General features: G+C 74.2%; 20 protein-coding genes. 8 read left to right on the plus strand and 12 right to left on the minus strand.

From position 1 onward, the window contains the following. Nucleotides 1-43: 43 nt before the first annotated feature. From NMK44_RS38110 to NMK44_RS38120, 3 genes are all read right to left on the minus strand, one after another. Entirely contained in the window at nucleotides 44-982 is a 939-nt protein-coding gene (locus NMK44_RS38110; RefSeq protein ID WP_254752109.1) for a sigma-70 family RNA polymerase sigma factor, read from the minus strand. A 10-nt stretch (nucleotides 983-992) separates the two neighbouring features. Continuing rightward, entirely contained in the window at nucleotides 993-2,192 is a 1,200-nt protein-coding gene (locus tag NMK44_RS38115; RefSeq protein WP_254752111.1) for an NAD(P)/FAD-dependent oxidoreductase, read from the minus strand. A gap of 115 nt (nucleotides 2,193-2,307) precedes the next feature. Next, on the minus strand, nucleotides 2,308-4,389 hold the full coding sequence (locus NMK44_RS38120; protein WP_254752113.1) for a HelD family protein: 2,082 nt from the start codon (nucleotides 4,387-4,389) through the stop codon (nucleotides 2,308-2,310). A 366-nt stretch (nucleotides 4,390-4,755) separates the two neighbouring features. On the opposite strand from NMK44_RS38120, the gene NMK44_RS38125 reads away from it, so the two are divergent. Next, nucleotides 4,756-4,947 carry a hypothetical protein gene (locus tag NMK44_RS38125; protein WP_254752115.1) on the plus strand — a complete coding sequence of 64 codons (192 nt, stop codon included), beginning with the start codon at nucleotides 4,756-4,758 and terminating at the stop codon, nucleotides 4,945-4,947. Nucleotides 4,948-4,984: 37 nt separating this feature from the next. Here NMK44_RS38125 and NMK44_RS38130 read toward each other — a convergent pair whose 3' ends face one another. Continuing rightward, nucleotides 4,985-6,634: a DNA repair helicase XPB gene (locus tag NMK44_RS38130; protein ID WP_254752117.1), complete on the minus strand. Its 1,650-nt coding sequence runs from the start codon at nucleotides 6,632-6,634 to the stop codon at nucleotides 4,985-4,987. A 97-nt stretch (nucleotides 6,635-6,731) separates the two neighbouring features. Then, on the minus strand, nucleotides 6,732-7,229 hold the full coding sequence (locus NMK44_RS42525) for a hypothetical protein (RefSeq protein WP_308358764.1): 498 nt from the start codon (nucleotides 7,227-7,229) through the stop codon (nucleotides 6,732-6,734). Here NMK44_RS42525 and NMK44_RS38135 point away from each other — a divergent pair. Next, on the plus strand, nucleotides 7,228-7,686 hold the full coding sequence (locus NMK44_RS38135) for a VanZ family protein (RefSeq protein ID WP_308358767.1): 459 nt from the start codon (nucleotides 7,228-7,230) through the stop codon (nucleotides 7,684-7,686). The two genes, NMK44_RS42525 and NMK44_RS38135, sit on opposite strands and share 2 nt — an antisense overlap. 1 nt (nucleotide 7,687) lies before the next feature. Here the strand turns inward: NMK44_RS38135 and NMK44_RS38140 are convergent, their stop codons facing one another. Further along, on the minus strand, nucleotides 7,688-10,372 hold the full coding sequence (locus tag NMK44_RS38140) for a helicase C-terminal domain-containing protein (RefSeq protein WP_254752119.1): 2,685 nt from the start codon (nucleotides 10,370-10,372) through the stop codon (nucleotides 7,688-7,690). Between the two features lie 113 nt (nucleotides 10,373-10,485). Between NMK44_RS38140 and NMK44_RS38145 the strand changes: the two genes are divergently transcribed. Together NMK44_RS38145 and NMK44_RS38150 are read left to right on the plus strand one after the other, a co-directional pair. Then, on the plus strand, nucleotides 10,486-11,787 hold the full coding sequence (locus NMK44_RS38145; RefSeq protein ID WP_254752121.1) for a hypothetical protein: 1,302 nt from the start codon (nucleotides 10,486-10,488) through the stop codon (nucleotides 11,785-11,787). A 96-nt stretch (nucleotides 11,788-11,883) separates the two neighbouring features. Further along, nucleotides 11,884-12,516 (plus strand): HAD family hydrolase, encoded by a 633-nt coding sequence (locus NMK44_RS38150; RefSeq protein WP_254752123.1) that lies wholly within the window; start codon nucleotides 11,884-11,886, stop codon nucleotides 12,514-12,516. Between the two features lie 15 nt (nucleotides 12,517-12,531). On the opposite strand, the gene NMK44_RS38155 is transcribed toward NMK44_RS38150, so the two are convergent. Then, the gene (locus tag NMK44_RS38155; protein ID WP_254752125.1) at nucleotides 12,532-12,831 is read right to left on the minus strand and encodes a hypothetical protein; all 300 of its coding nucleotides are present in this window, start codon (nucleotides 12,829-12,831) and stop codon (nucleotides 12,532-12,534) included. 146 nt (nucleotides 12,832-12,977) lie between these two features. Between NMK44_RS38155 and NMK44_RS42285 the strand changes: the two genes are divergently transcribed. After that, nucleotides 12,978-13,361 carry a cold-shock protein gene (locus NMK44_RS42285; protein ID WP_308358768.1) on the plus strand — a complete coding sequence of 128 codons (384 nt, stop codon included), beginning with the start codon at nucleotides 12,978-12,980 and terminating at the stop codon, nucleotides 13,359-13,361. A 135-nt stretch (nucleotides 13,362-13,496) separates the two neighbouring features. Here NMK44_RS42285 and NMK44_RS38165 read toward each other — a convergent pair whose 3' ends face one another. The 4 genes from NMK44_RS38165 to NMK44_RS38180 form a co-directional block, all read right to left on the minus strand. Then, nucleotides 13,497-14,348, minus strand: a complete 852-nt coding sequence (locus tag NMK44_RS38165) for a 1,4-dihydroxy-6-naphtoate synthase (RefSeq protein ID WP_254752127.1) — start codon at nucleotides 14,346-14,348, stop codon at nucleotides 13,497-13,499. Beyond that, a complete protein-coding gene (locus NMK44_RS38170; protein ID WP_254752129.1) occupies nucleotides 14,345-15,208 on the minus strand; it encodes a futalosine hydrolase in 864 nt (287 codons plus the stop codon). The genes NMK44_RS38165 and NMK44_RS38170 overlap by 4 nt, the downstream gene beginning before the upstream one ends. Before the next feature lie 16 nt (nucleotides 15,209-15,224). Continuing rightward, nucleotides 15,225-15,740: a hypothetical protein gene (locus NMK44_RS38175; RefSeq protein ID WP_254752131.1), complete on the minus strand. Its 516-nt coding sequence runs from the start codon at nucleotides 15,738-15,740 to the stop codon at nucleotides 15,225-15,227. 140 nt (nucleotides 15,741-15,880) lie between these two features. Next, complete coding sequence (locus NMK44_RS38180) at nucleotides 15,881-17,404, minus strand: MFS transporter (protein WP_254752171.1); 1,524 nt, start codon at nucleotides 17,402-17,404, stop codon at nucleotides 15,881-15,883. 409 nt (nucleotides 17,405-17,813) lie between these two features. Between NMK44_RS38180 and NMK44_RS38185 the strand changes: the two genes are divergently transcribed. From NMK44_RS38185 to NMK44_RS38195, 3 genes are all read left to right on the plus strand, one after another. Beyond that, nucleotides 17,814-18,731: a DUF3027 domain-containing protein gene (locus NMK44_RS38185; RefSeq protein WP_254752133.1), complete on the plus strand. Its 918-nt coding sequence runs from the start codon at nucleotides 17,814-17,816 to the stop codon at nucleotides 18,729-18,731. 680 nt (nucleotides 18,732-19,411) lie between these two features. Then, entirely contained in the window at nucleotides 19,412-22,762 is a 3,351-nt protein-coding gene (locus NMK44_RS38190) for a sacsin N-terminal ATP-binding-like domain-containing protein (RefSeq protein WP_254752173.1), read from the plus strand. Nucleotides 22,763-22,944: 182 nt separating this feature from the next. After that, entirely contained in the window at nucleotides 22,945-23,271 is a 327-nt protein-coding gene (locus tag NMK44_RS38195; protein ID WP_254752135.1) for a hypothetical protein, read from the plus strand. Between the two features lie 68 nt (nucleotides 23,272-23,339). Here NMK44_RS38195 and NMK44_RS38200 read toward each other — a convergent pair whose 3' ends face one another. Beyond that, nucleotides 23,340-24,158 carry an SAM-dependent methyltransferase gene (locus tag NMK44_RS38200; RefSeq protein WP_254752137.1) on the minus strand — a complete coding sequence of 273 codons (819 nt, stop codon included), beginning with the start codon at nucleotides 24,156-24,158 and terminating at the stop codon, nucleotides 23,340-23,342.

The raw sequence follows: 24,158 nt of genomic DNA on the forward strand, positions 1-24,158 counted from the left end.
CAACGCACCCGCGCCCCGCCGACGAGGGGCCGCTGACGAAACGTCACCATGCGTCGATGACCGGCGCGTCGGTTTCGCGTCGCCGCCAGGTCTCGTTGAGACGCGTGAGCCGGCCGGCGGCGGCGATGCCGCACAGCGCCGCGACCTTGCCGTCGGTGATGTCGAACACCACGGCGCCCACGACCCGGTCGTCGACCACGGCAAGGACCGCCGGGGAGCCGTTGACCAGCGCGATGTGGAACGCGGGGGAGCCGCCTGCCAGCCGCCGCTTCGCCGGAGTGGGCTTGAAGCCGGCCCGCACGTAGGAGGCGACGCGCTCGCGCGTGCCGTACCGCAGCAGCCGCCTGGCGAGTCCGGCGCCGTCCGAGACCGCGGTCACGTCGGCGGTGAGCATCGCCACCAGCCGTTCGGTGCGCCCCGACGTGGCGGCGGCGAGGAACTCCTCGACGATCCGGCGCGCGGACGCGGGGTCCACCTCGTCGCCGCCGCGGCGCTCGGCGGCGACCCGGCGTCGGGCCCGGTGGACATGCTGCTGGCTCGCGGATTCGGTGATGTCGAGGATCCCGGCGATCTCGGCGTGGGGGTACGTGAAGGCTTCGCGCAGGATGTAAGCGGCCCGCTCGACCGGCGAGAGACGCTCCATGAGGGTCAGTACGGCCAAGGACACCGATTCGCGCTGCTCGAAGGTGTCGGCGGGGCCGAGCATCGGATCGCCATCGAGGAGCGGCTCGGGCAGCCAGTCTCCGGCAGCGCGCTCATGGCGCGCCTGCGCCGAGCGGAGCCGGTCGAGGCAGAGATTGGTGACGACCTTGGTCAGCCACGCCTCCGGTACCTCGATGCGTTCCCGGTCCGCGGCCTGCCAGCGCAGGAACGCGTCCTGGACGACGTCCTCGGCATCGGCCGCCGAGCCGAGCAGACGGTATGCGAGCGAGGCCAGCCTGCCCCGGCTGGCCTCGAACCGGTCGATGGCCGCGCTGTCCACGCGAAACAGCCTATGCGGCGACCTCCACGCCGACCCGCTCAGACCCGGTGGCCAGGCGGCGCTTGCGCTTCGGCATACCGAAGGTCGGGTGAGCGATGCCCCACCCGGCCCCCTTGAGCACGCCCGACTTGAGTCGCGCGGCGGTCCGGCCGCCCAGGTACCAGGACTTCGGCCGGACGTCCCCGTCCACCATCTGGAAGATCGCGTCATGCCGCCCGAGGCTGATGTGGTTGCCGTGGTACTTCAGCCCGATGGCCGGGACTTCGCCGCCCGTCAGGCGGGCGATGATCGCGGCGGTCGCCTGCATGTTGGTGGAGCCGGCCGAGGCACAGGACATCGGCAGCGGCCGACCGTCCTCGCCGATCGCGTAGGCGCAGTCACCGGCGGCGTAGACGTCCGGGTGCGAGACCGAGCGCATGGTGCGGTCGACGGCGATCTGGCCGCTCTCGACGACCTCCAGGCCGCTGGTGGCCGCGATGGGGTGCACGGCGAATCCGGCCGACCACACGGTCACGTCGGCGGGGAGGGACGTACCGCCGGCGGCGACCGCCCGTGCCGGCTCGACGGCTTCGACGCCGGTGTGCTCATGGACGGTGATGCCCAGCCGGTCGAAGGCTTGGGACAGGTGACGACGGGCCTTCGGGGAGAGCCAGGCGCCCAATTCGCCGCGGGCCGCGAGCGCGACCGAAAGGTCGGGCCGGGACTCGGCGAACTCGGTGGCGGTCTCGATGCCGGTCAGCCCCTCCCCGACGACCAGCACGGTGCCGCCCTCGCGCAGGCCGGCCAGACGCTCGCGCAGACGCAGCGCCGCGGACAGACCGGTCACATCGAAGGCGTACTCGGCCACGCCGGGGACGCCATGGTGGGCCACGGAACTGCCGAGCGTGTAGAGAAGCGTGTCGTACGCGAGCTCACCGCTGCCGTCCTCGCCGTCCTTGCCGTTCAGGGCGACGGTCTTGCGCTCGGGGTCGACGCCGGTGACGCGCGCCAGGCGCAACCGCACCCCGCTGCCCGCGAATATGTCGGCGAGCTTGCGGAACGCGAGGTCCTGGCCGCTCGCGAGCTGGTGGAGTCGCATCCGCTCGACGAAGTCGGGCACGGCGTTGACGACGGTGATCTCGGTGTCGGCGGGGGAGAGCCGGCGGGCCAGGTTTCCGGCGGCGAAGGCCCCGGCGTATCCAGCGCCGAGTACGACGATGCGGTGCTTCATGGCGGTCTCCTGTCTCGTTCGCGTGCCCCTTGAACGGGACAGCGCCCCGCTTGCTGACAGGAGTCGGATGTGACACGGGTCACTGAAGGGGGGTGCGGGGCGTCACGGCGATCGATTACCGCAACCGCTCCGGCAACCCCGCCCCATGCACCACCGTCAGCCCCGACACCGCCCGCGTCAGCGCCACGTACAGCCGTCGCAGCCCGGTCCGTTCATCCGGTTCGCCGTCCACCACGGCCGCCGGTTCGTCCAGGACCACGTAGTCGTACTCCAGGCCCTTCGCCAGCGTCGCCGGGACCAGGGTGAGCCGGGCGTCCGCGCTGGTCTCCTCGCCCGGGGCGAGGTACGACAGCCCCGCCGCCGTCAGTTTCTCCGCCAGCACCGGCACCCGGGCATCGGCGGCGATGAGACCGATCGAACCTTCGTGGGTCAGCGCCTCCCGGCAGGCCGTCACGACCGCGTCGTCCAGCTCGGCCGGATCCACGGCCCGCACCGCGAAGTCGCCCGCGGCCTCACGGACGGAGGTGGCCTCGTTGAGACCGGGGGCGATGTCCGGCAGCAGCCGTGACGCGTAGGCGATCACCTCGCGCGGTACGCGGAAGCCCTGGGTCAGCTCCTCCACCGTGGCCCCCGCCTTGCCCAGATGCGTCAGGGCCTCCTCCCAACTGGCCGTCGCCCAGGGGGTGGTGCCCTGCGCGAGGTCGCCGAGCACCGTCGCCGAACCGGTGGTGCAGCGGCGGCCGACCGCGCGGTACTGCATGGGGGAGAGGTCCTGCGCCTCGTCGAGGACCACATGGCCGAGGGAGTGGGTGCGCTCGATGAGGTCGGCCGCCTCGTCGATCAGCACCGCGTCCGCCGGGGACCACTTCGCGGTCTTCACGCCCCGCGCGGGCTTGGCCCACAGCACGGCCTTCCGCTCGTCGGCGTCGAGGATCCCGTCCGCGTGCGCGGCCAGGAAGTCGGCGTCGGAGAGCAGCCGCAGCACCAGCTTGGCCGGGTCGACGACGGGCCAGATCGCCTTCACCGCCGCCTTGACCGCCGCGTTGCGGGCCACCGCGTCCTGCACCCGGTCGTCGGGGGCCTCGCCCGCCTGTTCCATACGGACCAGCACCGCGTGGGCGATCCGCTGCGGCAGGGCATCGCGGGCCGCGCCGTAACGGATGTCGCGGTCCAGCAACTCCCGCACCATCTCCTCCAGTTCGTACGCGGGCACCCGCCAGCGGCGTGAGCCGCGCACGACCACACAGGGTTCGGCGGGGACGGTCACATGCGACCGCAGGGCGCGCCGCAGCACCTCGGCCATCCGGGCGTCGCCCTTGAGCCGGGCGGCCTCGGCGGTGTCGGTGCCGCGCACCTCCACATGGCCCACCAGGTCCTCGACGGTCGCCTGGGCGACCTGCAACTCCCCGAGCGCGGGGAGAACTTGCTCGATGTAGTGGAGGAAGGAGCGGTTCGGGCCGATGACGAGGGTGCCGGAGCGGGCCAGCCGCTCGCGGTGCGCGTAGAGCAGATAGGCCACCCGGTGCAGGCCCACGGCCGTCTTGCCGGTGCCCGGCGCCCCCTGGACGCAGACGGTGCCGCCGATCCCGGCGCGGACGATCTCGTCCTGCTCGGGCTGGATCGTCGCGACGATGTCCCGCATCGGGCCGACGCGCGGACGCTCGATCTCGGCCTGGAGCAGTTTGCTGGAGTGTTCGGCCTCGTCCGGGTCGCTGAGGCGTTCGTCCTCGTAGGCGGTCAGCTCACCGCCGGTGTAGCCGAAGCGGCGGCGCAGCGCGATGTCCATCGGCGCCTTCTTCGACGCCTGGTAGAAGGGCTGGGAGACGGGGGCGCGCCAGTCGATGACCATGGGGTCGCCGTCGGCGTCGTGCACATGCCGCCGCCCGATGTAGAAGAGCTCGCCCTCGGCGCCCTCCGCCGTCTCCGCGCCGGGGGCGTGCAGGTAGTTCAGCCGGCCGAAGAAGAGCGGGGTGTCGGCGAGGTCGGCGAGCGCCTTGATGCGGTCCTCGACCTGGCGTTGCAGCACCTCGGCGTTGACCCAGTTGGCGGTGACGTCCCGGAGGTCGAGCGCCTCGACGTCGGCGCGCATGGCGCGCAGGGCGGCACGGGAGGCGCTGAGGTGGGAGCGTTCCCGGGCGAGCGGGTCGGACGAGACGTCGGTCGGGGCGTCGGACGGGTCAGGGACGTGCGAGGGCACGGCGTAGCCTCCGGGCAGGGTGCGGCAGGGCGAATGAGGAACGTTCGACGAGCTCGAGATGCCGACCGGTTTCCGACCGGGCGGCGGCTCTCCCCGTACGGGAGGCGGCAGACGCGCGATTGTAGCCAGGGCGGATCGCGGTCGCGAACGATTTTTCCGCAGCCTTCTTCACCGTCCGGCCGCGGTCCGGCCGCCGCCGGGTCGTCAGCCGGTCATCCTCCGGCAGGACCCGTGTCCCTCCCCGTCTCAGGGTCGGGCTCCTCCCCCCGGAGGGGACGGCATGGCCCTGCGGTCGTACGCCGCCGCCGGGCCGATTACACCGGCAGGTCGATGCCGCGGCCGGACCCGCGCAGCATGCTGGAGGACATGACCACCGCAGCGATCAGCACCAGCGCAAGCACCGGCCAGGACGCCGCCGCGGGCGCCGCCGCCCACCCCCGTCACCTGGTGGGCCAGGCCCTCCGCGCGGTACGGGTCTTCGCGGGCACGGCGTTCAGCGTGGCCGTGCTCGGTTCGTACGGGGACGACGCGCGGGGCGTGACGGTACCCAGACGCTGAGCACACCGCCGCCGGAGCCCGGCCCGATCCCGCCCCGTCAGACGTCCTCGTCCGCCAGCAGCTCCCCCGCGTCCACGATCCGGTACGCGTACCCCTGCTCGGCCAGGAACCGCTGCCGGTGCGCGGCGAAGTCCTGGTCGATCGTGTCGCGCGCGACGACCGAGTAGAACACCGCCGGATGGCCGTCGGCCTTCGGCCGCAGCACCCGTCCCAGCCGCTGGGCCTCCTCCTGGCGTGAGCCGAAGGTGCCGGACACCTGGATGGCGACCGTGGCCTCGGGGAGGTCGATCGAGAAGTTGGCGACCTTCGAGACGACGAGCACGGACAGCTCACCCTGCCGGAAGGCGTCGAAGAGCTTCTCGCGCTGGGCGTTGGTGGTCTCGCCCTTGATGACCGGCGCGTCCAGGTGCTCGCCCAACTCGTCGAGCTGGTCGATGTACTGACCGATCACCAGGGTCTGCTGCCCCCGGTGCCGGGCCACCAGCGCCTCGGTGACGCGGCGCTTGGAACCGGTCGTGGCGCAGTAGCGGTACTTCTCCTCGGTCTCGGCGGTGGCGTACGCCAGCCGCTCGGTCTCCGTCAGATTGACGCGGACCTCGACGCAGTCGGCGGGTGCGATGTAGCCCTGGGCCTCGATCTCCTTCCAGGGCGCGTCGAAGCGCTTGGGCCCGATGAGCGAGAAGACATCGGACTCGCGGCCGTCCTCGCGGACCAGCGTGGCCGTCAGCCCGAGCCGCCGCCGCGCCTGGAGGTCGGCGGTGAACTTGAAGACGGGCGCGGGCAGCAGATGCACCTCGTCGTAGACGATCAGACCCCAGTCGCGGGAGTCGAACAGCTCCAGGTGCGGGTAGATGCCCTTCCGCTTGGTGGTCAGCACCTGGTACGTGGCGATGGTGACCGGGCGGATCTCCTTCCGCGTACCGCTGTACTCACCGATCTCCTCCTCGGTGAGCGAGGTACGGCGCACCAGCTCGTGCTTCCACTGCCGGGCGGAGACGGTGTTGGTCACCAGGATCAGCGTGGTGGACTTGGCGGTGGCCATCGCACCCGCCCCGACCAGCGTCTTTCCGGCGCCGCAGGGGAGGACGACCACCCCGGACCCACCGTGCCAGAACCCCTCGACGGCCTGCTTCTGGTACGGCCGCAGGCCCCAGCCGTCCTCGCGCAGCTCGATGGGGTGGGCCTCACCGTCGACGTAACCGGCCAGGTCCTCGGCGGGCCAGCCCAGCTTCAGCAGCGTCTGCTTGATCTGCCCGCGCTCGGAGGGGTGGACCACCACCGTGTCCGGATCGATCCGCGCCCCGACCAGCGGCTGGACCCGCTTGGACCGCAGGATCTCCTCCAGCACCGGGCGGTCGCTGGTCTCCAGCACCAGCCCGTGGGTGGGGTGCTTCAGCAGCCGCAGCCGCCCGTAGCGGGCCATCGTCTCGGCGACGTCGACGAGCAGGGCGTGCGGGACGGGGTAGCGCGAGAACTCGACGAGCGCGTCGACGACCTGCTCGGCGTCGTGCCCGGCGGCGCGGGCGTTCCACAGCCCGAGCGGGGTCACCCGATAGGTGTGGATGTGCTCGGGCGCCCGCTCCAGCTCGGCGAAGGGCGCGATGGCGCGGCGGCAGGCGTCCGCCTGCTCGTGGTCCACCTCGAGCAGGAGGGTCTTGTCGCTCTGGACGATGAGGGGTCCATTCACGCGCCTGGATCCTTCCGTTTCGCTGGGGCTCGGCCGGGTGGCCAAAGAACCAGTGTCCCCCATCGGGCGGAACGGGCGGGGAGATGTAGCGGAGCGGTCACACAGAGCCACAGGGATACTCCCCACCGCTACGGGCAAGCGGGGACAGAGACAGCGGTGGGAGGTTGGTCCCTGTGGTCACAATCGCCGGGTGGGAGATCCGGAAGACCGGCGCGGCAAAGACGACCGGCGCGAAGAAGACTCCGAAGAGCGCGACGACGAAGAAGCCCGCCGAGACGACGACGAAGAAGAAGGCGGCGGGCGTGCCGAAGAAGACGACGGCGGCGAAGAAGACGGCCGCAAAGCGGACACCGGCGAAGAAGACGACGGCCACCAAGGCGTCGTCCAGCAAGGCGTCGGCCACGAAGACGTCGACCACGAGGACCACGGAGGCGCTGCCCCCGAAGACGCGGCCGAAGCCGAAGCCGGAGGCCGCCGCGGCACCGGCACCGGCGACGGAGACGGCGGCCGCGCCCAGGCGGCCGCTGCTCCAGCGGGACTCGTGGCAGGCGCAGGCCGCGCGAGTGGTGGTGCTGCTGCTGGCATTCGTCTGCATGGTGGGGTTCGCGGTGGCGCTCGCCGGGGCGACGCTCGTGCCGTCGCCCGGTTCGTCCGATCTCGTGCACACGAACATGCGGCCGGGCGCCTCGTTGCGCGCGTACCTCGATCAGCCCGCCTTCCAGGACACGGTCAAGCAGATCGGCGGCAATGTGCTGCTCGGCGCGCCCTTCGGGGTGTTGCTGCCGATGCTGATGCCCCGGGCGCGGGGCGCGGTGCGGGTGGTGCTGGTGACCGGGCTGGTGATGGTCATGGTCGAGACGGCACAGGGGCTGATCGTCGAGGGGCGTGCCTTCGACGTCGACGACGTGATCCTCAATACGAGCGGTGCCCTGCTGGGCTACGTCCTGATCGGGCGGCTGCTCGGCCGTGCCCTGCATCCGCGGCGCCGCCACTGGTGGCACCGCTGGACCAAGCCTTCGTCCTCCTCCGCGGCCGGAGGCCCGGCGGCGTGAGCTACCCGGCCTCGTCGGCCAGTTCGGCGACGCCGGTGATGCGGTGCAGCGGATAGGTGCGGACCTCGTCCGCGGTGTGGTCGTACGCGGTGACGAAACCGCCCTCGACCCGGACCGGGGCGATGACGCGCTGGCTGGCGGCGCCGTCCGCGTTGACGTAGCCGATCCAGACGGCGGACCCGGTGAGGGCCGCGGCCTGCATGGTGGCGAGGGTGTCGGCGGAGGTGGTGCGCGGCAGCCGGCCGGAGGCGGTGCCCGCCGCGGCCGGTACCGGCTTGTGCGGCGCGGTGGCGGCGAGATCTCCGGCGCGGATGGCGCGGACGGCGGCGCCGAGCAGGGTGTCATCGGGCCGCGGCGGCCCGTCCGGCACCGGGGTGGGCGCGGTGCGGGGCGGGGTGCGCTGGGCCTCGGCGCGGGTGATCAGCACATCGCCCTCGGCGGATTCGGCGGCCGGTGCGTACCCCATGGCGCGCAGACCGTCGAGCAGCGCGTCCGGCGGGGCCTGGGAGGCCAGCACGGTGGGGGCGAGACGGCGCAGCCGCAGCCCGGCGGAACGGCGGTCGGCGAGGATCTCCACCAGCAGCGCCTCATCGTCACAGCGCACATACGCGGAGGCGGCGCCGATCCGCAGATGGCCGTGTTTGCGCGCCACGTCGTCGATCAGGTACGCGAGCGGCTGGGGCACCGGGGTGCGGGAGTGAGCGGTGAGGAAGGTGTGCAGATCGTCGGCGGCCCGCCCGGCGTCGAGGGCGCGGCGCACGGAGGCGGGGGTGAAGCGGTAGACCGTGGCACCGCCCTTGGACTCGACCTCGGCCAGGACGCCCAGCGTCTCGGCGAGCGGCCGCTCCAGGGGGCCGGGCGCGACAGCGGTCAGATCGGCCTGGAGGAGTACGTGGTCCAGGGGTTCGGGCAGCAGCGGGGCGAGCAGCCGGGCGGCGTTCGCGGTCGCGGTGGCCGTCTCGGCGGGGGTGGTCGGCTGTGCGGCCGCGGCCGCAGGCGCCGGACCCTCCGGCGGCAGACCGAGGAGCGCGCGGCCGTGGGAGGAGAGGGCGCCGCGGCCGGTGACGCCCAGCAGTTCGGCCTCGGTGAGGGTCCAGCGGGCCAGCCGCGACCGCAGATCGTCACCGGGGGAGGCGGAGGAAGCGGAACCGGGAACGGAACCGGCACCCGAGGGTGACGACGGCGCCGGAACGGCCGGTGCGGCCCCCCGGTGCGGCGGCCGTTCCCAGCGCAGTCGCGCCAGCAGTCCGTCGGCGTCGGCCGAGGCCCCCGACGGGACCGCCGCGAGCAGCGTGAGCAGTCGGCGGCGCACCTCCGGCGCCGGGGAGCGGTCCAGCTCCGGGCCGAGCGCGGCGAGCGTACGGCCCTTGGCGTCCCGGGCGCCGATCAGACCCGCCGTACGGGTCGCGGCGAGCCAGGCGGAGACCAGCCCGGCCCACCGCTCCTCGGGGGCCAGCCGCAGCCAGTCGTCGTAGGCGGGGGTGGGGGCGTAGCGCTCGTCGGTCTCCCCGTCGGAGGCCAGCAGACCGGCCGCGTAGGCCAGTTCGATCCAGAAGGCGGCGGTCTGCTCGGTCACGTCGAGCGCGGCGGCCGTCCGCTTGAGGTCACGTACGCTCAGCCCGCCCGCGCGCAGCACCTGCGGGGCGGCGGTCTCCCACTGCCCCATCAGCTCCTCGACGGTGTCCAGGGCGGTGAACGCCTGGCCCGCGGCAGTGCTGTCCACAGCCTGTGGACGGTGTTCGGCGGCGGGCGGCAGCGGCGGGGGCAGCGGCTCGGGGGCGCGGTGCGCCCGGCCGCCGCGCAGATGGAGGGCCACCTCACGGGGCAGCACCACATTGCGCGGCCCGGACGGCAGCAGCAGCCCGCGCTCCAGCAGCCAGGCGACGGGCGGGCTCGGCGCGGCCACGGACACCTCGCCGTAGGGCGGCCCCCAGACCAGCTTGGCCAGGACGGCGAGGGCTCCCTCCGGCGCCCCGGCCAGCAGCGCGGCCATCCGCGCGCGGTCGCCGAACAGCCCGGCGAGCGCGGCCACGGCCGTCACCGGATCGTGGGTGGGCGGCAGTCCGGCGGTGGCCAGCAACTCCTGGAGGCGCCCCGGCGACGTCCCGGCCGTGGCCTCCTGGACGGTGGGGCCGAGCCCGGTCGGGGACGGTGCGCCGGGGGACGGGGTCAGCAGCTCACGGGCGGTGCGGACCAGCCGCAACTTGTCGTCGCCGCCCCACACCAGGGCCTGGCGGCGCAGGGTGGCGACGGCGCGCGGCAGCTCCTCGGCGATCCGCGCCCGCAGCCCGTCGGGCAGGGACGCCGCCCCGGCCGGTTCGCCGCCCGACCCCGGCTGGTCGTCCGGCCCCGGCTGGTCGCCCGTCCCCGTCATCAGGTCGCGCAGCGTCTCGTACGGGCACGGGTCCGGGGCGACGGCCAGCGCCTCGGCGGTCTGGAGCGCGAACCGGTCCAGGCGCTCCACCGCCCGTACGACCGAGGCGCGGGTCCCGGCCCGGGTGGCGAGCTGGGTGAGGTCGTTCGGGACGGGGGACAGCAGATCGGGACGGGCGCGCAGCAGCGTCGCGAGGGCGTCGTCGGGGCGGGTGCGCAGCTCCTCGGCGAGTGTGCGCGGCGCGCCGCGGCCGCCGTCCGCCGGGCCGGTCTCTGCCGCCACGCGCGCCTCCCGATTCCGCGAGCTGGTCATTCGATCCACAGTACCCGGGGCGGCGGACGCCGGTGGTGCGGCGGGAATCCGCTCCCGCACGGTACGGTCGAAGCCGTCTGGTACGCCGACCGTGCGCATTCTCAGGGGTCTTGGTGGGGATCGAGAGCGAGAAGCTCGTCTACGACTATCTGAGCCGTGTCGGGGACCTGGCCCAGCAGCAGGGGTTGCCGTCGGGCGACCGGATGCGGCTGGTCTCCGGGCTCCGCGCCGATATCGACCACCGGCGGGCCACCGGCGGCGCGGACAGCGCGGCCGGGGTGAAGCGGATCCTCGCCAAGCTGGGCTCGCCCGCCGACGTGGTCGCCGCCGCGGGCGGCCGGGCCTCCGATCCCGGTCCGGGCGCGGGCGCGCCCGGCGGCCCCTCCACCGGAGCGTCCGCACCGGACCCCTCCGGCCCGGGCGTGTCGGGCCCGGCGACCTCCGAACCGCCGCGCGGTGCCGCGGGCGCGGCACGGGCGGCCCGCGACAAACTGGCCGGACTCGCCGAACGCACCGGGCTGACCGGCGGCAAGGTGCCCACCCCGCGCAAGGGGAACGACAGCGGGGGCTACGGGGGCGGGGCGTACGGCGACCGGGCGTCCGGTGGCGGCGGGGCAAGTGACGGCACCTCCCTGATCAAGCACACCCCGGTCACCCCCGACGGGCCCGCCATCCCCGCCCCGCGGTCGGCCGCCGCGTCACCGCCGCACCTCGCGGGCGAGGACGAGCTCGGCCCGCGCGAGTCCAACCCCGACTGGTGGCATGTGGAGCCGGGGCCGTTCGCCCAGCCCGAGCAGCACGACGCGCAGTACGGCGCCGTCGAGGGGTTCGTCGGCGGGATCGAGATCCCCGAGCTGCTCGGCGGTACCTCGGCCGAGCAGGAGCGCCGGGAACGGCGTGAGCGGTTCGAACGGGACGCCGCCGAGCGGGCCGCGGCCGAGGAGGAGGCGGAAGCCGAGGCGGACGGCGAAGCGGAGGGCGCCGGTGCGGGCCGGCGCGGGCTGCTGCGCCGCACCCTGTTCGGGCCGGGCAAGGCCGCGGCGGAGGACGGCGGCCGGGCCGCCGGGGCCGGGTGGCTGGCGGGGCTCGGCCCGCTGCTGCTGCTCTCGATCGCCCTGCTCATCGCGGGCGCCGCGATGGGCAACGTCCTGCTGCTGGGCTTCGGCTGGGTGCTCGCGTACACCACCGGCAGGCACTCCCGCGCCGAGGCGAAGTGGGCCGTGCTGGTCATGCCGGGTCTGGTCGCGGCCGGGGGCATGGTCTGGCTGTGGGGGCGCTCCAACGGCAAGTGGGGCGACCCGATCCCTAAGGACGGGATGAAGGACGCGCTGACGGACACCTGGCCGGTGATCGTCCGGGCCGCGGCCGTGGCCACGGTGCTCTTCCTGGTGTGGCGGGCGCGGCGCCGGGGCTGACCCCTCCCGCGCGGGTCCCCGGGTCAACCCACCGCGTCAACGCGGCAGGTCAACCTGACCGGAGGAGCCCGCCGAGCGGACGGCACAATGAAGGACATGGCTTCGCACACGGTGACGGTCGGCTTCGACCTGGACATGACGCTCATCGACTCCCGGCCCGGTATCAAGGCGGCGTACGAGGAGCTGTCCGCCCGCACCGGCACCTTCGTCGACGCGGAGCTGGCCGTCACCCGGCTGGGGCCGCCGCTGGAGCAGGAGCTCGCGCACTGGTTCCCCGATGAGCGGATCCCGGAGATCAGCGATCTCTACCGCGCGCTCTACCCGGAGTTCGCGATAGCGCCCACCGCCGCGCTGCCCGGTGCCCGGGAGGCGATCGAGGCGGTGCGGCGGGCCGGGGGCCGCAGCATCGTGGTGACCGCCAAGCACGAGCCCAACGCCGAACTGCACCTGAGCCACCTGGGCATCGTGCCGGACGCGGTCGTCGGCTGGCTGTGGGCCGAGGCCAAGGCGGAGGCGCTGCGCGAGCACGGTGCGACGGTCTACGTCGGCGACCACACCGGCGACGTACGGGGCGCGCGCCTCGCGGACGCGCTGTCGGTGGCGGTCCCCACCGGTCCGTGCGGTGCGGAGGAGCTGCGTCAGGCCGGGGCCGACGTGGTGCTCACCGATCTGACCGCGTTCCCGGAGTGGCTGGCGGAGCACCTCGACGGCCGGCCGGCCGGAAGCTGACCCTCGCCATCCGTCCTAGCGGCCGTCCGTGACCCGCGCGGCCTCCCGCCGCTGCGCCGTGATCGACCGCAGCACTCCGGCCGCGGCGAGCGCGAAGCCGACGCCCATGAGCATCGAGATCAGATACGCGGCGGTGGGCAGCGGATCCGCGCCCAGGAACATGGGTGCGACGGTGGCCAGGGTGGCGATCGCGCCGACGACGAAGACGATCACGCCGATACGGACCAGCCGGTCGCCCGGCCCGTCGGGAGGGCTGCCACGGTGCGGGGTTTCATTGCTCACCGCACCAGGGTAGATCGGTGCCTGAGCGCCCATGCGAACCACCCGGAACCATCCGGGTACGTCTTGTCACCAGGCTCGGGACCATTAGCCTTGGTGGTGGCGGGTCCTACGACCCGCTGTAGTGCTATCCAGAGCTGTTTTTCCGTGTTTTCCGACGAGCGACGAGGACGAGGACAGACGTGCCTACCGGCAAGGTCAAGTGGTTCAACAGTGAGAAGGGCTTCGGCTTTCTCTCCCGCGATGACGGCGGTGACGTCTTCGTGCACTCGTCAGTGCTTCCGGACGGCGTGGACGCCCTGAAGCCGGGGCAGCGCGTGGAATTCGGCGTGGTGGCGGGAAACCGCGGTGACCAGGCACTTTCGGTGACGATCCTTGACCCGACGCCGTCGGTCGCGGCGGCCCAGCGGCGCAAGCCGGACGAGTTGGCGTCCATCGTCCAGGATCTGACCACCCTGCTGGAGAACGTGACCCAGCAGTTGGAGCGCGGCCGGTATCCCGACAAGGCGCACGGCCACAAGATCGCGGGCATGCTGCGCGCGGTCGCCGATCAGCTCGACGTCTGATCGGTCCGACGTCCGATCCGGGCGCCCCGCACCGTGCGGGCCACCCCCGGAACGTAATGAATCAGACACGCTCAGCGACGAGTTCCGGACAAAGAGACGGCGGAGACGTGTCGCGGTGATGCCCGGGAACGACGGTCAGGCGAATTCCAGCGCATCGGGGCCGAGGGGCGGTACCAGCCCCTCGGCCGCCGCACGGGTCAGCAGCCCCCGCACCGCGGCGTAGCCGTCCTCGCCCAGCCCGGCGGTGAACTCGTTGACATACAGACCGATGTGCTGGTCGGCGACGGCCGGGTCCATCTCCTGGGCGTGCGCCAGCACATAGGGGCGGGACGCCTCCGGGTCGTCCCAGGCCATCCGTACCGAGGTGCGGGCGGCGTCGGCGAGTGCGCGCAGCCGCTCGGTGCCCAGTGAGCGCTTGGCGATGATCGCGCCGAGCGGGATCGGCAGCCCGGTCGTCAACTCCCAGTGCTCGCCCATGTCGGCGAGGGAGTGCAGGCCGTAATCCCGGTAGGTGAACCGGGCTTCGTGGATGACGAGTCCGGCGTCCACCTTGCCGTCCCGCACCGCGGGCATGATCTCGTGGAACGGCAGCACCTGGATCTGCCCCACGCCGTCCGGGACTTCGGTCGCGGCCCACAGCCGGAACAGCAGATAGGCCGTCGAACGCTCGCTCGGCACCGCGACCGTCCGACCCGCCAGGTCGGCCGCCCGGCCGGGCTCCCGGGTCAGCACCAGCGGACCGCAGCCACGGCCCAGGGCCCCGCCGCACGGCAGCAGCGCGTACTGGTCCAGCACCCAGGGGAGAACGGCGTAGGACACCTTCAGTACGTCGAACTCCCCGCGCTCGGCCATCCCGTTGGTGATGTCGATGTCCGCGAAGGTGACGTCCAGCGGCGGAGCCCCGGGAACGCGGCCGTGGGCCCAGGCGTCGAAGACGAAGGTGTCGTTCGGGCACGGGGAGTACGCGATCTTCAGGGGCTCGGTCACGGCCCGGTTCCTTCCCGGTCGGGGTCCGGGCCCGGGGCCCGGGTCCAGGTGCTGAGGACGGGTACGAGGTGCCCGAAGGCGTCGGCCAGGGCCTCCAGCGCCTCACCGATCCGCCAGGCGGCGCGGTCGCGCGGGCCGACGGCGTTGGAGACCGCCCGTACCTCCAGGACGGGCACCGACTGCGCTGCGGCCGCCTCGGCCACCCCGAATCCCTCCATCGCCTCGGCGGTGGCCCGCGGATGACGCCGCAGCAGCTCCGCGGCGCGCCCGGCGCTGCCGGTCACGGTCGACACGGTGAGCACGGTGCCGCGTGCCGCGCGGGCGGCCTCGGCGGCCGCGGCCACGAGATCGGCGGGCGGCAGATGTTCGATGGTTCCGAAGCCGAGGTCGGTGACGGCGGCGAAGCCGTCGGGGGTTTCCGCGCCGAGGTCGGCGGCGACCACGGCATCGGCGACGACGACCGAGCCGAGCGGGGCGCGGGGCGCGTCCCCGGAACCGGCACTGGCCGGACCGGTGAAGCCGCCGCCGATACCGGCCGATACCGCCAGGTCATAGGGGGTGCCCGCGAGTGCGGCGGCGGTCAGCGCGGTGGCGGTGCCCGCCGCGGCGGCCGCCGGACCGACCCCGGCAGCCAGGACGTCGACGGTGAGCGCCGGGGAGCCGGACCGCGTCAGGCGGTGCAGAACGGCGCCGGGCAGGGTGACCTCGACGCACCCGGCCTCCCGGCCGGGCGCGGTGGACCTGCCGTCGCCGGTGATGCCCGGCCCGTCCGGCGGCGTGGCGGCGTGGAGGTGCCGGGTGAGGCCCCGCACCACCGCGTCCCGCTCCGCGGCGACGGCCGTGACGATCAGCGCGCGCATGGGCGCCGGTCGTCCGTCAGGAGTCCCGCTCGAGCTTGAAGCGCCAGATGCCCTTGGGGCGCTGGCTGCCCTTCCCGCTCTCGTCCACCTGGACGACGGTGAGGGTGACCTTGTTGACCGGAGTCGACTGCCCCGTCTGGGGGTTTGACTGCGACAGCAGGGCCTCGCTGTCGAAGCTGCGGTAGGTCTCCTTGCTCGGCTCGTTCATGACCGGCGTACCGGCCACCACGGCCCAGCCCGTCTCGGCCATCTTCGGGTCGACGCCGATGCGCACCTTCTCACCGGTGGTCACCTTGATCGTCTTCTCCGGCGCGCCGTCCAGGCACTTGTTCAGCTCCGACTTGCTGAGCTGCCCGCCTTCGCTGTAGCAGCCCTTGGCGGCCTCCGCGGTCACGGTGGTCGAGCCGACCGTCACCGTCGCGATCGGAGTCGGCTTGTCGCAGGCGGAGAGGGCGATGAGCCCGAGGGCAACAGCGCAGGCGGCGGTGGCGGCGCGGCGGCCCTTGCCCCTGGAAAACAGCGCAGCGGTCATGCGGGCAGGCTATCGGTCCGTTCCGATCATGCCGCGCGCGGGTTCGTCCCAGAGCGTTTCGCCCCCGCGTACGGCCGCGGTTCCGGCCGCTTCCGGGCCCGCCGCGGCGCTTCCGGTACGGCCCGGGCGGTGGCCGCGCGTCACGCCACCCGGGGGCGCGGCGTGCCGTGCCGGGAGGCGGTCAGCAGCCCCCGTACGCTCACGGCGACGCCCAGGGCGATCACCCCCGCGGCGACCGCCATCCCCAGCACCCCGTTGAGCGGCAGCGCGATACCGATGGCCCCGCCGATCACCCAGGCGATCTGGAGTGTGGTCTCCGAACGGGAGAACGCCGAGGTGCGGACCTCCTCCGGTACGTCGCGCTGGATGAGCGCGTCCAGCGACAGCTTGCCCAGCGCCTGGGCGATGCCCGCCGTGGCGGCGACCGCGGCGACCGTCACCACGCCGTACAGCGCGGCCGACACGATGAGCACCCCGAGGGCCGAGGTCAGCACCACGGCGATGATCCGCTCCGGCCCGCGGGCCCGCAGCCAGGCGCCGATCGCCGTGCCCAGGGCGTTCCCGCCGCCCGCCGCGACCGCGACCAGGGCCAGGGAGAGTTCGGGACCGAGCCCGCCCACCGGCTGGTCGCGCAGCAGGAAGGCGAGGAACAGGGTGAGGAAGCCGGACAGCGTCTTGAGCGCGGCACACGCCTGGAGGGCGTGCAGGACGGACGGGCCGACGGTACGCAGCCCGGGGCGCCGCTCCCGGCCGCCGAGCGGGTTGGCCGGGCGCCGGCCGAAGAGCTCGCGGAACGCGCCGCCGAAGCGTCCGCCGAACGCGCGGCCGAAGCGTCCGCCCGGCCGTCCGCCCGGTTTCGTCCCCAGCCGCGCGCCCGAGGGTGTCGTCGGCCTGGGCCGCGGCCGGTGGACCGAGGCGGGCAGATGCAGATGGTGGGTGCCGGAGGTGAGCCGCGCCCGCGACTCGCCCAGGGACGAGTCCACCTTGTGCGGCAGCGTGAAGGACAGGAACGTGCCCGCCATGAAGATCACGAACGCGCCGTAGAGCGGCCAGCTCGGCCCCAGCTGATGCAGCCCGGCCCCCAGCGGCGCGGCGACCCCGGTGGCCAGCAGCCCGGCCAGGGTCACCCGGGAGTTTGCCTTGACCAGCGAGAACCGTGGTGGCAGCAGCCGTGGCACGATCGCGGACCGCACCACTCCGTACGCCTTGGACGCCACCAGCACGCCCAGCGCCGCCGGATAGAGCTCCAGACCGCCGCCCACCACCGCGCCCGCCATCGTCAGCGCCAGCACGGCCCGGGTGAGCATCGCGCCCGCCATCGCCGCGCGGCGGCCGTGCGGGATGCGGTCCAGCAGCGGACCGATCACGGGGGCCAGCAGGGCGAACGGGGCCAGCGTGATGGCCAGATACAGCGCCACCCGGCCGCGCGCCTCGTCCGTCGGGACCGAGAAGAAGATCGTGGAGGCGAGCGCAACGGTGATCATCATGTCGCCCGCCGAGTTCACCGCGTGCAGCTCGATCAGCTTGCCCAGCCCGGACTCCCCGGCGCCGTGCGCATGGGTCGCCCGCCGGATGCCGCGGCCGGTCGCGGTGAAGGGGAGGTGCAGCGCGCGGGCGATCCAGCGGCCCGACCGTTGGATCGGGCCACTCCCCTGGAACCGCATGGCTGCCACCTGACCATGGTGCAGCCAACACGGCCGGTACGTGAGACCTTCGGCGGCTTTCCGGATCGGTTCGGTTCACTCCGACACCCATGGCACCCCCCGGTAACCCCGCTCTGTCCTGCGCAAACGCGGTTCGGATGGGACGGATGACGGAGGATCGGACGGGGACGGGGGTGGGGGCGGCCCGGCCGGACAAGGTAGCGTGCGTAGCGCGCCACCGACGGTCGTTCCTGGCCATGTACCGAGTTCCCATCCCGCAGAATGGAACGTACAAGGTGCGCCCGAGGTCGGATCGGGCGCGGACGTCGACGCGGCCCCATGGTCCGCTCCGTCCGCAGTCCCGCCGTCCGGCGGTCGGCTGGCGCACTCGTCAGACGGCTGCGACGGCGTGGAAGAGAGAATCGATCCTGTGAGTGCTGCGATGCGAAGCCGTACCCCTGACCGCCTGTGCGCCGAGGCGGTCGAACTCGCCCGCGAGGCAGCCGGGGAAGCGGCCGGGCCCGGGACGGTGGGCGAGCATGTCGGTGCCGTCGCGGAAGGAGACCGCGTCGTCACCCACCTCTTCGAAGCCTCCGAACCCGGCTACCGCGGCTGGCGCTGGGCGGTCACCGTCACCCGTGCCTCACGGGCGAAGGCCGTCACGCTGGACGAGACGGTGCTGGTGCCCGGTCCGGACGCGCTGCTGGCGCCCGAATGGGTGCCGTGGAGCGAGCGGCTGCGCCCGGGCGACATGGGGCCGGGGGACCTGCTCCCCACCGAGGCCGAGGACCTGCGGCTGGAGGCGGGCTACTCGGGCGAGGACGCCCCGCCGCCCAACTCCGTGGTCTCCGAGGAGATGCAGCAGCTCGCCGCGCTGGAGGAGGCGGACGTGACGCCCGGGGCGCCCGCCGCCCAGGGGGCCGCGCCCGCGACCGGCTCCATCGCGGCCCTCGCCGAGGAACTGGGCATGCGCCGCGCCCGGGTGCTCTCCCGGTACGGCCTCCACGACGCCGCCGACCGCTGGGACGACGCGTTCGGCGCCAAGACCCCGATGGCGCAGGCGGCCCCCGGCACCTGTGCGAGCTGCGGCTTCCTGATGCCGCTCGCGGGTTCGCTGCGACAGGCGTTCGGGGTCTGCGCCAATGAGTTCAGCCCGGCGGACGGCCGTGTGGTGTCCCTGTCGTACGGCTGCGGGGCGCACTCCGAGGCGGCCGTGATGCCGAAGCCGCCGCGTCCGGCGGAGCCCGTGCTCGACGAGACGGTCGTCGAACCGATGCCGCTCCACCCCGACCGCACCGGCGGCTCGGTGGAGCCGGACGCCCCGGCCGAGGAACTCGGCCACTCCTAGCCCTCCCCGGGCGGCGATCCCGACCTGGCGCGCCCCGGCCGCCCGGTCGCGGCCCGTCCCGCCGGGGCGGGCCCGTGCGCTACGGCGGTGCCCGTGCCTCGCTGTCCGGGCGCCCGCCGTGGAGCCCGCGCGCGGCGGTGGGTGTCCTCGGGCTTCGGTCGGTGCGCCGGTCGGCAGGGGCGTTGCCCACGGCGGCGTCAGATCCTCCCCGGTGACCTCACGCCCCGGGCCCCGTACCGGGCTCGTGCTCACGAGGGGCCGTGCCCCGGCCGCAACGCGGCGACCGCCGCCCGGCGGCTCACGGCCTTCGGCGTTCGCCGGCACAGCGGACCTGCCGGTGCTCGACCGGCACACCGCCGCCGCTGCGTCGTACCTCCTCGGCCGGCACGGGTGCGGGCCGAGTCCGGGCGCGTTCGCGTCCGCTCGGGCCGGGCGCCGCGAACGGGTGGTGACCGGCCTCCGGCGGGGTGGATGCCGGTGGCTGGCCGTCCGGCGTCGGGGTGGATCGCGGGAGGGGTACGTTCGCCGCTAGGGTCCCTCATCACCAGGGGCGTTCGCAGGTGGACGCCCTCGGGCGCGGGGGCCCGGCGAGAGTGGGGAACCCGGCAGCGGGCACCCGTACGGCAGGACCGCAGGGCACGGACCAGGAACTCCGGAGGCGAGACGTGAGCAGCACGGCGATGGTGCGAGGCGCGACCGAGGACGCGGACCCGTTCGGGACCGCGCGACTGCGGCGCGGCGTGCTGGACGCCTGGACCGCCTCGCCCGCCCGCTTCCGGGAGGACGCCAACGCCGAGGAGGACCTCGCGCTCGGCGGCCACCGCGACCGGCTGATCGTCGAGCTCGCGCAGAACGCGGCGGACGCCGCCGCGCGCTCCGGGCTCCCGGGGCGGCTGCGGCTCACCCTGCACCCGGCCACCGACGGCGACCCGGCCGTGCTGGCCGCCGCCAACACCGGTGCCCCGCTGGACGCCGCCGGGGCCGAGTCGCTGTCCACGCTGCGCGCCTCCGCCAAACGGGACGAGCCGGACAGCGCCGTGGGCCGGTTCGGTGTCGGGTTCGCGGCGGTGCTCGCGGTGAGCGACGAGCCCGCGGTCGTCGGCCGGAGCGGCGGGATCCGCTGGTCGCTGGCCGAGGCGCGGGAGCTGGCCCTGCGTACCGCGGAGGCCGCGCCGGGCCTGGCGGACGAGCTGCGCCGCCGGGACGGGCACGTTCCGCTGCTGCGGCTGCCGCTGCCCGCCGAGGGCAGCGCGCCGGAGGGCTATGACACCGTCGTGGTGCTGCCGCTGCGCGACGGCGCCGCCCTGGACGTGGCCGAGCGGCTGCTCGCGGGGGTTGATGACGCGCTGCTGCTGACCCTGCCCGGGCTGGCCGAGGTCGTGGTCGAGACGCCCGAGGGCGTACGGACGCTGCGGCGCCGCGCCGAGGGGCCGTACACGGTCGTCGAGGACAGCGGTGAGCGCGGTACGACGCGCTGGCGCACCGAGACCGCGGGCGGACGGCTGGACACCGCGCTGCTCGCCGACCGGCCGGTCGAGGAGCGGCTGCGGCCGGTGTGGTCGGTGACCTGGGCGGTGCCGGTGGACGCCGAGGGCGCGCCGGTGCGGCCCGCCACAGCCCCGGTGGTGCACGCGCCGACGCCCACCGACGAGCCGATGGGGCTGCCCGCGCTGCTGATCGCCTCGTTCCCGCTGGAGCCCACCCGCCGGCACACCGCGCCCGGCCCGCTCACGGACTTCCTGCTGGACCGCGCGGCCGAGGCGTACGCCGCGCTGCTGCGCGACTGGCATCCGGTGGGGGTCGGCACGATCGGCCTGGTCCCGGGCCCGCTGGGCAAGGGCGAGCTGGACGGTGAGCTGCGGCAGCGGGTGCTGGAGCGGCTGCCGAGGGTGCCGTTCCTGCCCAGCGCGGCGGCACCGGCGGCGGGCGAGAGCGGCCGCGAACCGGTGGCGGGCTGGCTGGGTTCGCCGGACGCGCTCGGCCCGGACGCGGCGGAGGGCGGACCCGCGGTGGGGGCCGCAGGCGGGACGCCGGAGCGGCCCCCGGCGCCCGACCTCGGCGGCTGGGACGACGACGTCCTGGCGCCCGGCGCGCTGGAGGGTGAGCCGTACGCGCTGCGCCCCCGTGACGCGGAGATCGTCGAGGGCGCGGGCGCGGCGACCGTGGAGGTGCTGGCCGAGCTGTTCCCGACCCTGCTGCCCGCCGGTCTCGAACGCCGCACGGAGCTGCGGGTGCTCGAGGTGGCGCGGGTGCCGCTGGGCGAGGTGATCGACCGGCTGGCGGGGGTGGAGCGCGACCCGTCCTGGTGGCGGCGGCTGTACGACGCGCTGGCCGGGACCGACCCGGACCGGCTCAGCGGGCTGCCGGTGCCGCTGGCCGACGGCCGGACGACGATCGGGCCGCGGCAGGTGCTGCTCCCGCTGCCCGGGGAGACCGACATCGGCGGTGAGGGCGAGGGCGTCGCCGAGACCCATCGCACACTGGCCCGGCTGGGCCTGAAGGTGGCGCACCCGGATGCCGCGCATCCGCTGCTGGAGAAGCTGGGCGCGACCCCGGCCACCCCGCGCGCCGTGCTGACCACCCCCCAGGTGCGGGCCGCCGTGGCGCATTCGCTGGAGGCGGAGGACGACTACGACCCGTTCCCGGAGGACGGCGCCGGGCTGGGCGCGGCGCTGGACGCCGACGCGCTGGCCGACACCGTCCTCGGCCTGGTCCAGCAGGCCCGGCTGGCGCCCGGTGACGAACCGTGGCTGGCCGCGCTGGCGCTGCCGGACGAGGACGGGGAGCTGGCCCCGGCCGGTGAGCTGGTGCTGCCCGGGAGCGCCTTCGAACGGGTGATGCGGGAGGGCGAACTCGCCGCGTGCGACGCCGAGCTGGCCGAGCGCTGGGGCGAACAGCCGCTGGCCGCCGTCGGGGTGCTGGCGGGCTTCGCCCTGGTCCGGGCCACCGATGTGGTGCTGGACCCGGATGAGCTGGAGCCGCGCGAGGGCGACTACACCGAGCCCGATGACGTGGGTGTGCTGGACGCGGTGGACGTGTGGTGCGAGGACGCGCTGGACCGGCTGCCGGAGACCCCGGTGCCGCCGGTGGCCACCGAGATCGTGGCGGTGCGGGACCTGGACCTGGTAGACGACGACGCCTGGCCGGCGGCGCTGGCGATGCTCGCCCAGCCGCCGCTGCGGGACGCGCTGACCGCCCCGGTGCGGGTGCTGCTGCCGGACGGCACCACCGAGATCGTGCGGTCGTACACCGCGTGGTGGCTGCGCGGCCATCCGGTGCTGGACGGCCGCCGTCCCGCCGGACTGCGCGCGGCGGGCGGCGATCCGCTGCTGGCCGGGCTCTACGAGGCGGTGGACGCGGCCGGATTTGAGGACGAGCAGGTGCTGCGCGCGCTCGGGGTGCGGACCTCGGTGGCGGCGCTGCTGGACGAACCGGGCGGCGCGGCCGAGCTGCTGGCCCGGCTGGCCGACCCGGACCGAGAGGTGACCCCGGCCCAGCTACGCGCGCTCTACGGACAGTTGGCCGGTCTCGACCCCGAACAGGTGACCCTGCCGGACGATCTACGGGCCGTGGTGGACGGGCGTCCGCACGTGGTGGACGCGGGCGAGGCGCTGGTCGCGGACGCGCCCGACCTGATGCCGCTGGCCGAGGCGGACGGCCGGGCCCTGCTGCCGGTGGCCCCGGCGCGGGCGGCGGACCTGGCGGAGCTGTTCCAGGTGCGGCGGCTGACCGAGGCGTACCCGGCGCCGGTGGTCTCCCAGGGGGAACCCCACGAGGTCGCGGAGGCGGTGCGCGAACTCCTCCCGGACGCCCCGCTGTCGTATGTCGAGCATGAGGAACTGCTGGTCGAGGGCGGGACCGAGCTCGACTGGCGGTACCTGGACGGCACCCTGCACGCCTCGACGGTCGAGGGCGTCGCGGCCGGACTGTCCTGGGCCGCGGGCCAGTGGTCCCGCCGCTTCGAGGTGGCCGCCCTGCTGGAGGACCTGACCCGCACCGAGGAACTGGCCCGCGCCCGCTGGTTCGACTAGGGCGTGTCCGGTCGGGGCGACGCAGAGCCAATCGGGCTGTGGACCGAGTGCTAACGCCCCGTACCCGCCGCCCCGGCAGACTGACGGACAGGACGCGGGGGCGCGGTGCCGGGGGAACACCGAGGCCGTGCGGGACCCCGGGTCCGGACCGATGACAGTTCGGACGTTCAGGGAGTGTGCCCATGAGCAAGCTCGCACGGGGGACGGCGCTGGCCGGAGCGGTGATCGCGCTGACCGCGATGGTGTCGCCGGTGGCCCAGGCGGACAGCCACGTGCCGGCCAAGCGTGGCTATGTGGAGCTGAAGGCCTTCGAACCGGCGCCGGTCTACGAGCAGGCCAGCACCAGGTCCCGCAGGGCGGGTACGTTCCAACGAGGTGAGACCGCCCGGGTCTGGTGCGCCCTCAAGGTCGGCGGCGGCGGGGTGTGGTACTCGGTTCAGGACGTCGGCGGGGCGCTGTGGACGTACTCCGGGCACTTCGAGTCCTCCGGCGAGATCAAGAGGTGCTGACGGCCTGATCCATGACCCACGGCGGCCCCGCCGCCGTCCCTCCGGGGGCGGCGGCGGGGCCGTCCGCGTCAGGGCTTGCGGGCCACGCCCGCGTGGATCCACAGGTCCAGGGCCTCCGCCTCGGCCCGCGCCCGCTCGCTCTCCGGCTTCCAGCGGTGCGGCATCACCACACCCGGTTCGACCAGTTCCAGACCGTCGAAGAACGGCAGGATCTCCTCCTCGGTGCGGCCCTGTACGTGGATGCCGCTGCTGCGGTAGAGGTTGGTGACCGCGTCCGAGATGCCGGGGCGGCGGTCCGGCGAGCCGTGGGACAGTACGAGATAGCTCCCCGGCGCCAGCGCGTCGACCAGCCGTCGCACGATGTCGTACGGCTTCTGCTCATCGGCGATGAAGTGCAGGACCGCGTTGAGCGACAGCGCCACCGGCCGGGTCAGATCGAGCGTGGAGTGCAGCTCCTCGGCGGCGAGGATCGCCTCGGGCTCGGTGATGTCCGCGTGCATGTACGCGGTGCGGCCCTCGGGGGTGGAGAGCAGCAGGGCCTGGGCGTAGGCCAGCACAATGGGGTCGTTGTCCGCGTAGACCACCCGGGACTCCGGCGCCACGCCCTGGGCCACCTGGTGGAGGTTGGGCTCGGTGGGGATACCGGTGCCGATGTCGAGGAACTGCCGGATCCCGGCCTCGGCGGCGAGCCAGCGGGTCGCGCGGTGCATGAAGGCCCGGTTGGCGCGGGTCCACGGTTTGACGTCCGGCCAGACGGCCTCGACCTGTTCCGCGGCCTGGGTGTCGACCGCGTAGTGCGTCTTGCCGCCCAGGAAGTAGTCGTACATCCGTGCCGAATGCGGCTTGCTGGTGTCGATCTCGTCTGCGCGAAAGCGGTGCCCCGTCAT

It is taken from the genome of Streptomyces cucumeris, assembly GCF_024295805.1.
In the GTDB taxonomy this organism is placed as follows: Bacteria; Actinomycetota; Actinomycetes; order Streptomycetales; family Streptomycetaceae; genus Streptomyces; species Streptomyces cucumeris.

Bases quoted from the DNA above. Each gene is read 5' to 3' on its own strand.
- NMK44_RS38115 (WP_254752111.1), bottom strand. From the start codon at position 2,192: ATGAAGCACCGCATCGTCGTACTCGGCGCTGGATACGCCGGGGCCTTC.
- NMK44_RS38125 (WP_254752115.1), top strand. From the start codon at position 4,756: ATGACCACCGCAGCGATCAGCACCAGCGCAAGCACCGGCCAGGACGCC.
- NMK44_RS38135 (WP_308358767.1), top strand. From the start codon at position 7,228: ATGGTGGGGTTCGCGGTGGCGCTCGCCGGGGCGACGCTCGTGCCGTCG.
- NMK44_RS42525 (WP_308358764.1), bottom strand. From the start codon at position 7,229: ATGCAGACGAATGCCAGCAGCAGCACCACCACTCGCGCGGCCTGCGCC.
- NMK44_RS38140 (WP_254752119.1), bottom strand. From the start codon at position 10,372: ATGACCAGCTCGCGGAATCGGGAGGCGCGCGTGGCGGCAGAGACCGGC.
- NMK44_RS38150 (WP_254752123.1), top strand. From the start codon at position 11,884: ATGGCTTCGCACACGGTGACGGTCGGCTTCGACCTGGACATGACGCTC.
- NMK44_RS38155 (WP_254752125.1), bottom strand. From the start codon at position 12,831: ATGGGCGCTCAGGCACCGATCTACCCTGGTGCGGTGAGCAATGAAACC.
- NMK44_RS38170 (WP_254752129.1), bottom strand. From the start codon at position 15,208: ATGCGCGCGCTGATCGTCACGGCCGTCGCCGCGGAGCGGGACGCGGTG.
- NMK44_RS38175 (WP_254752131.1), bottom strand. From the start codon at position 15,740: ATGACCGCTGCGCTGTTTTCCAGGGGCAAGGGCCGCCGCGCCGCCACC.
- NMK44_RS38180 (WP_254752171.1), bottom strand. From the start codon at position 17,404: ATGCGGTTCCAGGGGAGTGGCCCGATCCAACGGTCGGGCCGCTGGATC.
- NMK44_RS38190 (WP_254752173.1), top strand. From the start codon at position 19,412: ATGGTGCGAGGCGCGACCGAGGACGCGGACCCGTTCGGGACCGCGCGA.
- NMK44_RS38195 (WP_254752135.1), top strand. From the start codon at position 22,945: ATGAGCAAGCTCGCACGGGGGACGGCGCTGGCCGGAGCGGTGATCGCG.
- NMK44_RS38200 (WP_254752137.1), bottom strand. From the start codon at position 24,158: ATGACGGGGCACCGCTTTCGCGCAGACGAGATCGACACCAGCAAGCCG.